The organism is Moraxella bovoculi 237 (genome assembly GCF_000696305.2).
Classification (GTDB): domain Bacteria; phylum Pseudomonadota; class Gammaproteobacteria; order Pseudomonadales; family Moraxellaceae; genus Moraxella; species Moraxella bovoculi.
Genome location: NZ_AOMT01000023.1, coordinates 32773 through 46964, shown reverse-complemented (window position 1 = coordinate 46964; position 14192 = coordinate 32773). Strand labels below are relative to the sequence as shown.

9 protein-coding genes are annotated in these 14192 nt (G+C 46.3%); 6 read left to right on the top strand and 3 right to left on the bottom strand.

What is annotated here, in order from left to right; genetic code table 11:
- Window positions 1–95: 95 nt before the first annotated feature.
- From acnD to prpF, 3 genes are all read left to right on the top strand, one after another.
- Window positions 96–2678, top strand: a complete 2583-nt coding sequence (gene acnD / locus MBO_RS05835; protein WP_036365444.1) for a Fe/S-dependent 2-methylisocitrate dehydratase AcnD — start codon at window positions 96–98, stop codon at window positions 2676–2678.
- A 77-nt stretch (window positions 2679–2755) separates the two neighbouring features.
- Entirely contained in the window at window positions 2756–4216 is a 1461-nt protein-coding gene (locus MBO_RS05830; RefSeq protein ID WP_036365441.1) for an ATP-dependent nuclease, read from the top strand.
- Between the two features lie 54 nt (window positions 4217–4270).
- Window positions 4271–5437: a 2-methylaconitate cis-trans isomerase PrpF gene (gene prpF, locus MBO_RS05825; RefSeq protein WP_036365438.1), complete on the top strand. Its 1167-nt coding sequence runs from the start codon at window positions 4271–4273 to the stop codon at window positions 5435–5437.
- Window positions 5438–5499: 62 nt separating this feature from the next.
- Here prpF and MBO_RS05820 read toward each other — a convergent pair whose 3' ends face one another.
- Window positions 5500–6231: a hypothetical protein gene (locus MBO_RS05820; RefSeq protein ID WP_052585333.1), complete on the bottom strand. Its 732-nt coding sequence runs from the start codon at window positions 6229–6231 to the stop codon at window positions 5500–5502.
- Window positions 6232–6727: 496 nt separating this feature from the next.
- Here MBO_RS05820 and MBO_RS05815 point away from each other — a divergent pair, with 496 nt between their 5' ends.
- Window positions 6728–9118 (top strand): penicillin-binding protein 1A, encoded by a 2391-nt coding sequence (locus MBO_RS05815; protein WP_036365435.1) that lies wholly within the window; start codon window positions 6728–6730, stop codon window positions 9116–9118.
- A gap of 100 nt (window positions 9119–9218) precedes the next feature.
- Here the strand turns inward: MBO_RS05815 and MBO_RS05810 are convergent, their stop codons facing one another.
- Both MBO_RS05810 and MBO_RS05805 read right to left on the bottom strand, forming a co-directional pair.
- Entirely contained in the window at window positions 9219–10049 is an 831-nt protein-coding gene (locus MBO_RS05810) for an NAD-dependent epimerase/dehydratase family protein (protein ID WP_036365432.1), read from the bottom strand.
- 9 nt (window positions 10050–10058) lie between these two features.
- Entirely contained in the window at window positions 10059–11864 is a 1806-nt protein-coding gene (locus MBO_RS05805) for an Lnb N-terminal periplasmic domain-containing protein (protein ID WP_046701281.1), read from the bottom strand.
- A gap of 43 nt (window positions 11865–11907) precedes the next feature.
- Between MBO_RS05805 and ampD the strand changes: the two genes are divergently transcribed.
- Window positions 11908–12489: a 1,6-anhydro-N-acetylmuramyl-L-alanine amidase AmpD gene (ampD, locus tag MBO_RS05800; protein WP_036365430.1), complete on the top strand. Its 582-nt coding sequence runs from the start codon at window positions 11908–11910 to the stop codon at window positions 12487–12489.
- A 77-nt stretch (window positions 12490–12566) separates the two neighbouring features.
- Window positions 12567–14117, top strand: coding sequence for a murein biosynthesis integral membrane protein MurJ (murJ, locus tag MBO_RS05795; RefSeq protein ID WP_036365427.1), 1551 nt, complete (start codon window positions 12567–12569; stop codon window positions 14115–14117).
- Window positions 14118–14192 lie beyond the last annotated feature (75 nt).

Sequence of the window (14192 nt, the reverse complement as noted above, 5' to 3'; positions counted from 1 at the left end):
AATTTTTTAGGGCGAATTGCAATTCGCCCCCACCCAAAACCCAAAATAGCGTTTATTACTTAATTTTTCACAGCCAAAGAAAAGGAAACTTAGCAATGAAAAACTACCGTAAACCCCTACCAAACACCGAGCTACATTATTTTGATGTAGAACAGGCGATTAACGATGTCAAGGCGGACAGCTACAAAACACTCCCCTACACCGCCAAAGTGCTTGCCGAACAGCTGGTGCGAAATTGCAATGATGACCCAAAACTCTCCGAGTATTTAGCACAGCTTATTGATAACAAACAAGAATTAGACTTTGCGTGGTATCCTGCACGGGTGGTGTGCCACGACATTTTGGGACAGACCGCCCTTGTGGATTTGGCGGGACTTCGTGATGCCATCGCTATGCAAGGGGGCGACCCGTCCAAAGTCAATCCTGTGGTACAAACGCAACTCATCGTAGACCATTCGCTTGCGGTGGAACACGGAGGCGATGACCCTGACGCTTTTGCCAAAAACCGTGCCATTGAAGACCGCCGAAACGATGACCGCTTTGACTTTATCAATTGGACAAAAACCGCCTTTCTTAATGTCGATGTTATCCCTGCTGGCAACGGCATTATGCACCAAATCAACTTAGAGAAAATGTCGCCTGTGGTGCAAGTTAAAGACAGTGTGGCATTCCCCGACACCTGCGTTGGCACGGACAGCCACACACCGCATACCGATGCGTTGGGCGTGATTTCGGTGGGCGTGGGGGGACTTGAAGCCGAATGCGTGATGCTTGGACAGCCGTCAATGATGCGTACGCCTGACATTGTGGGCGTGCATTTGACAGGCAAAAGACAGGCAGGGATTAGTGCGACTGACATTGTGCTTGCTTTGACCGAGTTTTTGCGAGGCAAGCGGGTGGTGGGGGCGTATTTGGAGTTTTTTGGGGAAGGGGCGAGCAGTTTGTCGGTGGGCGACAGAGCGACCATTGCCAACATGACCCCAGAATATGGGGCAACCGCAGGGCTGTTTTATATTGACCAAAACACGCTGGACTATCTGACCTTGACAGGGCGAGAGAGCGAGCAGGTAAAATTGGTGGAAAATTATGCCAAAACCGTTGGGCTATGGGCGGATAAAATGACGAATGCCCAATATCCACAAGTGTTAGAATTTGATTTATCAAGCGTAACTCGTAACATCGCAGGTCCATCTAACCCACACGCAAGGGTGGCAACGGCGGATTTAAAGATAAAAGGCATTGCAGGGGTGGTAGAAAATCTTAACGATGGACTAATGCCTGACGGGGCGGTGATTATCGCAGCGATTACAAGCTGTACCAACACGTCAAACCCAAGAAACACCGTGGCGGCAGGACTGCTTGCCAAAAAAGCCAACGCACTGGGGCTAACTCGTAAACCGTGGGTGAAGTCGTCCTTTGCCCCGGGGTCTAAGGTTGCTCGCCTTTATTTAATCGAGGCAGGATTATTACCCGAACTTGAAAAATTGGGCTTTGGCATTGTTGGCTTTGCCTGCACCACTTGTAATGGCATGAGCGGAGCATTGCGACCTGAGATTCAGCAAGAAATCATTGAACGAGACCTATATGTCACAGCCGTCCTGTCTGGCAATCGCAACTTTGACGGACGCATTCACCCTTATGCCAAGCAAGCCTTTTTGGCAAGTCCGCCGTTAGTGGTGGCGTATGCCATAGCAGGGACGATACGTCTTGACATTGAAAATGACCCATTGGGCTTCTATAATGGCGAGCCGATTTATCTAAAAGACATTTATCCAAGTGATGATGAAATTGATGACATCGTGGCAAAATGCGTCAAACCCGAGCAGTTTCGTGAAATTTATATCCCAATGTTTGATTTGGATAAATCGCAAAAAGCAAACAGTCCGCTTTATGATTGGCGTGAAAAATCCACTTATATCCGCCGTCCGCCCTATTGGGAAGGAGCATTAGCAGGGGAGCGGACGCTGACAGGCTTGCGACCTTTGGCGATATTGCCTGATAATATCACGACCGACCATTTGTCGCCGTCCAACGCCATTGTCAAAGATTCGGCGGCGGGTGAATATCTTGCCAAAATGGGCGTGCCAGAAGAAGATTTTAATAGCTATGCCACCCACCGAGGCGACCATTTGACCGCACAACGGGCGACTTTGGCAAATCCGAAACTCTTTAATGAAATGGTCAAAAACGCTGACGGCACAATCCGTCAAGGCTCGCTCGCTAGGATTGAACCAGACGGCACGGTTGTGCGAATGTGGGAGGCGATTGAGACTTATATGGAGCGTGGTCAGCCACTTATCATCATCGCAGGGGCGGATTATGGGCAAGGGTCAAGTAGGGACTGGGCGGCAAAAGGCGTGCGACTGGCTGGCGTGGAAGTGATTGTCGCAGAAAGCTTTGAACGCATTCATCGCACCAACCTTGTGGGAATGGGCGTGTTGCCACTGCAATTTATAAACGGTCAAAATCGCCATACGCTTAAATTGGACGGTACGGAAATTTATGCAGTACAAGGGGAAATCTCGGCTCGCTGCGAATTGGAGCTTGTCATTGAACGCAAAAATGGCGAAACCCAAACCGTGCCTGTGTTATGCCGCCTTGATAGTGACAGTGATGTTAGAACTTATAAGGCGGGGGGTGTGCTTAGGGAGTTTGCGAGTAAGTTTTTAGGTAACTAAAAATTTGTAAATCGTGCAAGGACAAGGCAGTTTTGTGGTAGGATTGTCTTGTTTCTCAACAAAAATTGGAGAATTTTATGTTTATTAAATCTTTATCTATTTCTTATTTCAAAGGCTTTTCTACACCAAATAACATCTTGGAATTCAATATTCCTGATGGAGTAACCAAAGGTAGTGGATTAAATATTTTTCTTGGGGAAAATAATACAGGAAAATCAACGATATTTGAAGCACTTCATTTTTTAAGAGATGAAACAAAAGATACCAATGCCATCAAAAATAAATTATTAGATGGGACTCAACCAAACCATAGTTCCGTTGAAGTTGTTTTTTGTGGAGATATTGAACAAGTTATTGAAAACTTTGCACCTGACAATAAAAAGTCATCTTTCAAAAAATTTATTTTTGAAACAGATAAGTTAAAGTCTGTTAGGAATACGGAAAATCCAACCATTATCAGATTTTGGAATGAATCAGAAAATAAATATGATAATCCTAGCGGGATTGGTGCACCTTTTAAAAAATTATTTGATAATAATTTTATATGGGCTGATACCAATCCGAGTACAGAAGCTAGTTTTGGGGCTAGCACTATGTGTGGCACTTTGCTTAAAGAAATTGCTCTATCTCACACCACAACTACTGAATATCAAAATTTTACCCAACAGTTTAATAATATTTTTAACAATCCTTTATCTACACTTAGACAAACCATTCAAGAAGTAGAAAATAAAATTAAAACTGTGTTTTCTAACCAATTTGGTAATGCAGATATTAGATTTCATTTTGACAACTTAGATATTACTTCTTACTTTAAAAATGCCGAATTAATGATAAATGATGGTATTGAAACAGCAATGACCGAAAAAGGACAGGGAATGCAAAGAGCGATTGCGTTAGCCTTGCTACAAGTCTATGCTGAAACCATCGCACACGATAAAGAAAAGAATGCTACCAAGCCATTTTTTATATTTATTGATGAACCAGAAATATGTTTGCATCCAATAGGGCAAAAAAAATTACTAGAAGCTTTATTAGAAATATCAAAAGATAAGCAAGTTTTTATTACCACCCATTCTCCATATTTTTTAATTTCACCACATTTAAAAAATGCAGGGTTATTTGTTTTCAAAAATACCAATCATTCAAATTCAGCTGAAAGAATGAGTAATAGTAACTATCTATTTCCTTATAGCCCAAGCTGGGGAGAAATTAATTATAGAGCATACAATATCCCAACGATAGAATTACACAATGAATTATATGGAACTTTACAAGAGAAGTCTGGTAAATTTCAAGAAAAACAATTTGAACAATGGCTTGTAAATCCAAGTTTTGGCAACCTATCTATGTCAAAAAACTGGACTAGGGAAAATAATGGACAACCCCAATCCCCTTACTCTGTTACATTGCAAACTTTTATCAGAAATCATATTCATCACCCAGAAAATAGGACAATGCAAAATGATTTCTACACCTATGATGAATTAAAGCAATCTATTGATGAAATGATAGTAATTTTAAAATCCCTACCATAAACGGTGCGTGATACACACCTTACGCCCCACACCAAAAGCAAAAAGGAACTTAAAATGCAAACCCCAATCCCAGCCACTTATATGCGTGGTGGCACATCAAAAGGCATATTTTTTAATTTGGCGGATTTGCCAAAGCCTTGCCAGGTGGCGGGAGCTACACGAGACGCATTTTTGCTCCGTGTTGTGGGCAGTCCAGACCCTTACGGTAAGCAGATTGACGGACTGGGCAATGGTTCATCAAGCACTTCCAAAGTCGTCATCATCTCGCCAGCAACGGACGGCACGCACGATGTCAATTATCTGTTTGGGCAGGTGGCGATTGACAAGGCGATGATTGAATGGTCGGGCAACTGTGGCAATCTGACAGGGGCGGTAGGCAGTTTTGCGATTTTTAATGGCTTGATTTCTAAGGATAAAATTCCCGAAAACGGCATTTGCACCGTCAAAATTTACCAACAAAATATCGGCAAAACCATCATCGCCTATGTGCCAATCAAAGACGGACAAGTGGTGGAAACAGGCGATTTTGAATTGGACGGCGTCGCTTTTCCAGCGAGCGAAATTAAAATTGAATTTATAGACCCTGTGGACGACACGGGCGAGATGTTCCCTACGGGCAATTTAAAGGACAGGCTAGTCGTCCCTTACGTGGGCGAATTTGAAGTTACAATGATTAACGCAGGCATTCCCACGATATTTTTGCACGCAAGCGATTTGGGCTTTACAGGCACAGAAAAGCAAGCGGACATCAATTCAAACAGTGAAATCCTAGCCAAATTAGAAAAAATCCGTGCTTACGGTGCGGTCAAAATGGGTTTGATTGACGATGTGGAGCAAGCCCAAAGCCGTCAGCACACGCCCAAAATCGCTTGGGTTGCACCGCCTACCGATTATGTCGCATCTAGCAGCAAAACGGTCAAAGCCGATGACACTGACCTACTTGTGCGGGCGATGAGTATGGGACAACTACACCACGCTATGATGGGAACGGCAAGCGTGGCGATTGGCACGGCAGGCACGATAGTCGGCACGATTGTCAATGAGGTGGCAGGCGGTCAAGAGCTTACCGAAGTGTGTTTTGGACACCCGTCAGGCACGCTCACGGTGGGTGGACAGTCTGAATGTGCGGGTGGCAAATGGGTCGCCCGTAAAGCATCCATGAGTCGCAGTGCAAGACGACTAATGGTGGGGCAAGTGTTTGTGCCTGAGGATAGTTTTTAACGCCCTACTCTTTCATATCATAAACAAACCCCTGCATGATACAGGGGTTTGTTTATGCTTAATTAAAATCCGCGCGCTTTATCAGGTGTTGCGGTGTAGAAAATCTGGAACGCGCTGTTCGCACCTGTTGTGACTTTTTTGCCGTCGATGGTCGCTGTCGCCACAAAGTCAATACCACCACCAGCATTCTCTCCTGATGCGAAGTTTGGTAGCGTCAGAGAGCGAATGGTGACTTTTTTATCATTGACTGTCACGTCTGGCTTGGTAAGCTTCTGACCACGATCTTTGAAAGTCTTACCTTCTGTCAATGGCGCATTAAAATCATCATAAATAATATCCAGACCCAACAATACAGCAGCATCTAACGCCGCTTTGCCATTTACAACAGGAATGCCAATCAAAGCCTTGCTGCCGCGATGCACCATGTTGTTATCGATGATTCTGCCATCTTGTAGGGTGCGCGCTTCGGCGGCGATGGATGTAGTGCGATTCATAACCATGATCTTATAACCAGCAACTGCCTTATCTGCCTTACCATCAAAAAAATCCGCCACCAATTCAGGTGCATCACCCTTCGCATTCACAAGCGGGCGCGCTGATGTCTCGCGGATCGGATAGATGACATCGTCAATCTGCATCTCGCGCTCGTTGGCATACTTTGAATGTGTGCTGTCAATGCCGCTGTGAACGGCGGTAACAGGCTTGATGGCTGTGATGTCTGCTGCTTTTACATTATTACAGCCTGTCATCACTAATGATTCAGTCATCGCTGCCGCCAAACCAGCTAACTTCATAGAGTTTTCCATGGATTCGTCCTTATGTCGAGTGCTGGTTCTATAACGCCCTGTCATGGTACATGGTTAGATTAAGTCACGGATGTGACAATTGGTTAAGATTATATATCAAATAATAACTATTATCAAAATCAATTGTAAAGGCTCAGTCCTTTGTATTGCATTCATCGCAGACAAACGCCACTGATTGTTCTTGCGATTCTGCTCACGGTGAAATTGATTAAAGATAAGATTTTAATTATTATGAAGAATCCCGATACAGCCAGCTGATTTATTTACCTTCCTAGTGGCATTTTAGATTCATGGTTCGCCCAAGATATTTTAAATAATTATATAAAAATCAGTTATTTATATTAAACTTTACTTAGTATAATTTTGGTAACATACGAACACAATACTGGCATTTTTGTGATAACGTGGTAAAATGGTAAGTTACATAAAAAGCGTGCCTATCAGTTAGGACAAGCTGTCGCACCCAAACCATATAAAGAATGCTATGACCCAAACCACCCAAAACAAGACCGTAAGCGCCTCGATACTATCTGTGATCCTGCGCTGTTTGGTTGCCATTATTGCCTTATTATTGATTTTGGTGCTCGCCTTTCCGATTGGATTTTATGGCATGGCGATGTATCTTGAGCCGACCCTACCTGACGTCAAGAACATCGATAATAACAAATTTGAGATGCCGCTGCAGATTTATACCGCAGACAATAAGCTCATCGGTCAGTACGGCAACCGCCTTGCCATTCCCGTAACTTATGATCAGATTCCCAAAAAAATGATCGGCGCATTCTTATCAGCAGAAGATTCTAGTTTTTTTGAGCATAGTGGCATCAGCGTTAAAGGCATCGGTCGCGCCATGACCGAGGTCGTAACCAATGACGACACCCAAACTGGTGGTTCAACCATTACCATGCAGGTCGCCAAGAACTACTTTTTGAGCTCTGAGCGAACACTTGATCGTAAGCTTACCGAGCTGTTCGTCGCCCGCAAAATCGAAAACGAAATGACCAAGGATGAAATCTTAACACTGTACGTGAACAAGATTTATCTGGGCGAAGGTGCGTATGGTATCGCGGCGGCGGCACGTCGTTATTTTAGTAAGACGCTAGATAAGCTCACCGTGGCTGAGATGGCGATGATCGCAGGTCTACCAAAAGCCCCTTCTGCCTACAACCCTGTCGTAAATCCTGAGCGCGCCCTAACCCGACGTAACTGGATCATCGGTCGCCTACTAAAAGAAGGTCACATCAGTCAAGCTGAGCATGACGAAGCGATCAATGCACCGATCGGGCTTAATATCTATCAAGAAAAACTCGACATGAACATGCCATATCTGGCAGAGATGGTACGAAGCACCTTGGTTGATAAATACGGCGAGCAAGTCATTGACAGCGGTTGGCGCGTACAATTAACCGTCCATAGTAGAGAGCAGATCGCTGCTGAGAATGCCCTAATATCAGGTCTAAAAAGCTATACCGCGCGCCACGGCTGGCGCGGCGTGGAAGCCGAATCTGGCGACCTAAGCAACCTCAAGAACTACGATAACATGTATCCTGCCGAAGTTACCAAGGTTAATACCAGTAGCTTTGAAGCAAAATTACAATCAGGCGACACCATCACCATTCCTTGGTCAGGCATGAGCTGGGCGCGTCGCTATTACAGCGAAGACCGCGTGGGTGGCGGGTTTAGTAACGCTCATCAGATAGTAAAAGTTGGCAACATCGTTCGCGTCTCACCACTCAACGAACAAAAAACCGCTTGGCGCATGGTGCAAGTACCCTCTGTTCAAGGTGCGTTGGTGTCGGTTCATCCTGACAATGGTGCGATTCGCGCGCTTGTGGGTGGTTTTAACTTTAACCAAAGTAAATTCAACCGCGCCACTCAAGGCTATCGTCAGCCAGGCTCCATCATCAAGCCACTCATCTATGCGGCTGCACTGGAGTCGGGCAAATACACCCCGAACAGCCTCGTCTCTGATGCCGCGATTCGTGTGGGAGAATGGCAGCCGAAGAACGCTGACGGCAGATACACAGGCGACATGACTGTCCGCCGTGCTCTGGCACTGTCACGTAACACACCTTCAATTCGCCTACTACGCTCAACAGGCATTGACAATGCGCGCCAAACTCTAGATATGTTTGGACTAGAGAAAGAACGCCTACCTGCAACACTTGCACTCGCTCTGGGCGCTGCTGATGCCACACCACTACAGATGGCGATAGGCTTTGCTGCCTTGATTAACGGCGGCCACCGCGTTCAGCCTTATTTTATTGAACGTATTTATGACTTTAATAATCAGGCAATTTTCCAAGCCAATCCTGTACAGGCGTGCGCGCCTTGTTTTAATGAAGATCTGAGCAAATTAAACGAAAATCTTGCCAAATCATACGCTGAACAAACAGACACCAAAACTGATGGATCAAAATCAAACGCTGAGCAAGACACTCCAGCTGACAGCACTCTAAATGCGACCGCAGAGCATGACCGCCTAAAACCTGCTGCGCCTGCCAGCTATGTCAGCGCCGCACAGGCACCGCGTGTCATCAGCCAAAAGACCTCTCATGCGATGGCAGGCATGCTACGTGAAGTCATCACAAGCGGTACAGCTCGTAAGGCATTGGCACTTGATCGTTCGGATGTAGGCGGTAAGACGGGTACGACCAACCAAGCCAAAGATGCTTGGTTTGCAGGCGTGCATCCTACCAGTGCGACCATTGTTTGGGTGGGCTTTGATAACCCTGCACCGCTGGGTGCCAAAGAATACGGTGGCGTGGCTGCGTTGCCGATTTGGGTGGATTTCAGCCGTCATCAGCTGCGTGACACACCTGTAAGATGGGTATCTGATGAAGACCGCTCCAAAGCTGTCAAATTAAAGCGGTAAGTCATCAGCATCACCGATGACAACCAAACCCAAAAACCTGCCGCTAATTAACCCAATAAAAAAGAGATGAATCACTTCATCTCTTTTTGTTTTTAATATACTAATCTTCTAGTATCCAAGCATAGCCTGCTTTGTAATCAGGAAACGTCAGCCAATCTCTAGGCACATTGGATAAGATGCGTTTGCCCGTTGTTGGAGCGTCGATGACGGCTGGCGGAGCAATATCAAGCGCTTGGCAAATAAACGTCATCACACACAAGCTACTCACAGGCAAAAGGTCTGTCACAAGATACATGCTCTTCGGTGCGTCACATGTCATGATGCGCGCCAGTATCGCCATCAGATCGATATCCATGATTCGATTTGTGTAATGCTCGCTTGGCGCACCATTAACGTGAGCCTTTTTGGCAAGCTCAATCATGCGCCGCCTTGATTTGCCATAGATGCCACTGGGGCGTACGATGACTGATTTATCAACATAGGCGTTCTTTATTACTCGCTCAGCATCATATAACACCTGCGCGGTGGACGAAGCCGGCTTGGCTGGTGAGTACTCATCGATCCACTCTCCTGCGTTCTCACCATAGACAGACGTGGATGACACGAATAGCACCTGTTGAATGCTGGGCAGTCTATCGGCGATATTAGCAAGCGCCTGACAAATCTGAAGATAACTCTCACGATACGCCTTTAGCCTGTCGGATATCTCTCGATCAGGTGCGATGATAATGGCAACGTGCGTCACCTGATTAAGGTCATCAATCACCCGATCAATCCTACGCGCATCCATCTGTAGATGCCTGACATTATCACACGGATAAGACTTGGCAGTACGCGACATGGTGATGACTGACTCACCCTGTCTGGCAAGCTGGTTCGCTAGCGCATAACCAATGGCGCCCTGACCGATGATTAGGAATTGATTCGCCATACCTTCATCCTAAAAATAGCGGAAAAACTCAAGGTAAGCCGAATGATCGGTTTGGCTGTGATTTTTTTGGGCGGCTGCTTTTAGTCTTAATGCATGATGACGATCAAAGTCATATTGCGCGCCTAGGCTAATCTCGGGCTGCACATATCCCGATCTTGCTGCGCTGTCTTTATGATACCAATATGGCACACTCAGCTCGCCCATCACCCTAAGATTATCCGCCGCGTGATGGATACAACCTGCTGTTGCACGTACGCCAACGCGATAGCCTTGATTGATATGACCAAGCTGCGCGCCACCACCGCCCAGAAGATAGCACACCGTATCCGCCATGTCGCCCGTGCCAACTGCCCCGCGACCGATCGTCCATGCCTTGCCTTTTTGGGTGTGCGCATCTAGCACCAGATGAGTGCTGCTATTCGCACTAGAAGCATCTGTGATACGGTGCAGTCCTAGATATATTTGACTTGCCAGGGCTTTCTTGTCGGTGTTACCATCGGGATAAGCTTTAGCGGTATTGGCAGGATTAAGACTTGTCATCTCAAAGATGGTAAGCTCATGCAGTTTGATTTTATCGTCTTGATAACTCACATCGATAGACGGTAATGTCAGCTGATGGAATTTACGCACGCCAGCCGGATTGTCCAGCGCATCTTGGTAGGCGGTGCGCAAGCTAATGTGATAAGCCATTTCATCATCTCGAAATTCATCATAAGAGACTGCTGCACCAATGCGATGACTTGGGCTTGCCTTGGTGGGATTGTTGTTGTTAGGCTGTATATTGCCCAGATCAAAATCATCGCCATTATTGATGATGGCTTGTCGCTTGGTGGAATTTGATGCTTGGTAACGCACACGCCCAACCAAACCCTCCTCGCTGAGTAGCTGCGCCACCTTAGCAGGCGTCGTCACCACGCCAAGCTTACCAAACAGCGCCTCATCAGCGCGTACCACATCAATAAGGCGCGCGATTTCGGTAGCACAGTTATCATGCATCAGATAATACGGACGCTTTAAATCTCTCACCTCCCAGATGTGGCGCATGATTTGATCAACTTCAAGATCGCTTAAATTCAGGCGGTATTCCCACAGGTCGCGTTCGTCTTTAACCAGATAATCATAGGCTTTGACTTGATACGGAAGGATCTCCATCACGCCTTGATATTTACCGATGATTGGCTTGATCGCTGCTGCTAATACACCATCTGAACTGTCACTTGCCACCGTGTAATTCATTGCTGTGGCGTGCACGCCCGCCTCATCATCAGCGCGACCATCGATGCGCATGAAAGCATGAGCAAATGCCGAAGCGATATTATTGCCATGCTCTTCGGCGAACACTAAAGATAACGCCATCGCATTAATGTCATCCACCCACGCGTGAAAATCAGCACATTTAACATCTGACACCGACACATTAGCACCAAGCGCATCAAGCTCATCGCCCAGCCAGCGCGTGCGCGCAGGGAAGTGGCACATCGCCTCATCATCACCGCGTGCCATGGCAGACAGCATCGCGACGAGTTCATCTTTTGGGCTTGATTTTCCTGACTTGGATAAGAAAAACTCATCGTCCGTGATGAGACTGCTGTCTTTTTTGGGGTTTTTTGGTGCATCGGAGAACATGAGCAGTCTGCGCCACAGCACATGCTCTGATAACTGCACTACTTGCTCATCACTCAATCCATAGGGCAAGGCGTGTTTATTGACTTCCATCGTCTCAGCGATAGGATCAGCTTTGGCATGCACGGCGGTCGCGCCAAGCGTTGCCACAGCGATGGTTAATAAATGATGAGTAAATCGTTTTGCATTCATGATAATTTTGTTAGAATAAACCAATTTGTTTTAGTATATCATCATCATGAATAATTTCACCATAAAAAACGGCATATTAAGCGGTGCAGAATTTATCAGCTCGCCCAATTTTAACGCACGCCCCATTAAGAACGACCAGCCTGAAGTTAGCGGCATCGTCATTCATAACATCAGCCTACCACCTAGTGAATTTGGCAAAACTGACAAGAATGGCATGCATTTTGTCAAAGCTTTTTTTCAAAATCAGCTAAACCCCGATGATCACGACTATTTTAAGAGTATTCACACTCTACAAGTCTCAGCACATCTGTTCATCGAGCGCGATGGTGCGGTGACGCAATTCGTGAATTTCAATGATCGGGCATGGCATGCAGGGCAATCAAGCTACCTTGGACGAGACAACTGTAACGACTTTACCATCGGCATCGAATTAGAAGGCGATGATTTTTCACCTTTTACCGATATTCAATACGAAGTGCTTGCCAAGATCATCGCAGCGATTCATGTAGCTTACCCTGCTACTTGCAGACACCTCATGGGACACAGTGATATTGCACCCGTTCGTAAGACCGACCCAGGTGAGTTTTTTGAATGGTCACGGCTTAGAAAGATGATTGATGAATAGCCAATATCTTCACAGATTTTCCACACTAAGCACACTTAAATTCTTTATAATACGCATTTTTTATTCTGTGAATCATCATGGCAAAATCTCGTCTGTTCCGCTCTACTTTTATCGTCAGCTCCATGACCATGCTGTCGCGCATCTTAGGATTGGTGCGCGACATGGTATTGATGGGGGTGTTTGGCGCAGGCGGATTAATGGATGCGTTCTTGGTAGCGTTCAAGATTCCTAATTTCTTACGTCGTCTGTTCGCCGAAGGTGCATTCTCTCAGGCCTTTGTTCCCGTCTTATCTGAATACAAAGAAAAACGCACTCTAAATGAAGTACAGATTCTCATCAGCCGGGTCTCTGGCGTATTAAGCTTAATCTTATTGGTTCTGACGGTAGCGGTGATTGCGCTTGCGCCTTTTGTGGTGCAGATTTTTGCCCCTGGTTTTATGAATGATCCCACCAAGTTTGATGCGGCGACTGACTTACTTCGCTTAACCTTTCCTTATCTGCTGTTCATCTCAATGACGGCGTTTTTTGGTAGCATCTTACAAAGCTACGGACGATTCGCCGCACCTGCTTTTGCGCCTGTGCTGTTGAATGTAAGCATGATTATAGGGGCATTATTATTCGCACCGATGTTCGATAAGCCCATCATGGCATTAGGCTATGCGGTTGCCATCAGTGGCATCTTGCAGCTTGTCATTCAACTGCCCGAGCTTTATCGTCAAAAACTACTGCCTGCGCCCAAAGTTGATTTTAAGCACGAAGGCGTAAAACGCATCTTAAATCTCATGTTACCTGCCATCTTTGGTGTGTCCGTCACTCAGATTAACCTACTGCTGAACACCGTGTTCGCCTCGCTGATGATTGGCGGTTCGGTCTCTTGGCTGTATGCCGCTGAGCGATTGAGTGAGCTACCTCTTGGATTGATCGGTGTGGCGATTGGAACCGTGATTCTGCCAAGTCTCTCATCAAGCCGTGCCAAGGCGGATGACGCCACCTTCAAAAAAACCCTCGACTGGGCGGCGCGTCTTATCATCCTGGTCGGACTGCCCGCATCCGTAGCGATGTTCATGTTGTCTGATGTGCTGATGAATGCGCTGTTCGTACGCGGTGAATTTAGCCAGCACGACGCCTTGATGAGTGGCATCGCCCTAAAAAGCATGGCAGGGGGTATCTTAGGATTCATGCTAATCAAGATCTTTGCGCCTGCTTTCTTTGCTGGTCAAGATACCAAGACTCCGGTCAAGATCGGTATCGTAGCTGTCTTTGCCAACATGATCTTTAGCGTGATATTCATCGGGCTGTTTTATCTATTCAAATTGCCCTTACACGGCGGTCTTGCACTTGCCACAACAGCAGCGAGCTTCGTTAACGCTGGACTTTTGTATTACTTTTTGCATAAGCGCGGCATCTGGCGCTTTGGCAGTCATTGGCGCAAGATGGGTGCACAGTTTGGCATATCTAGCCTTGTCATGGCGATCGCTCTATATCTCATCCTGCCCTACTATCCATCCGACGGTGCGCAGTGGCTGCGTGTGCTGGTATTACTTGGCATCTGCGCACTTGGCGCGGCAGTCTATGGCGCGGTACTGCTTGGTACAGGATTTCGCCCAAGACAGCTAAAACACGGCTAGATACTGATTGATTTTTGTACAAAATGTCTAAATTGTTTACAACTTCGTTACATACCTTGGCAGATAACTTGTTAT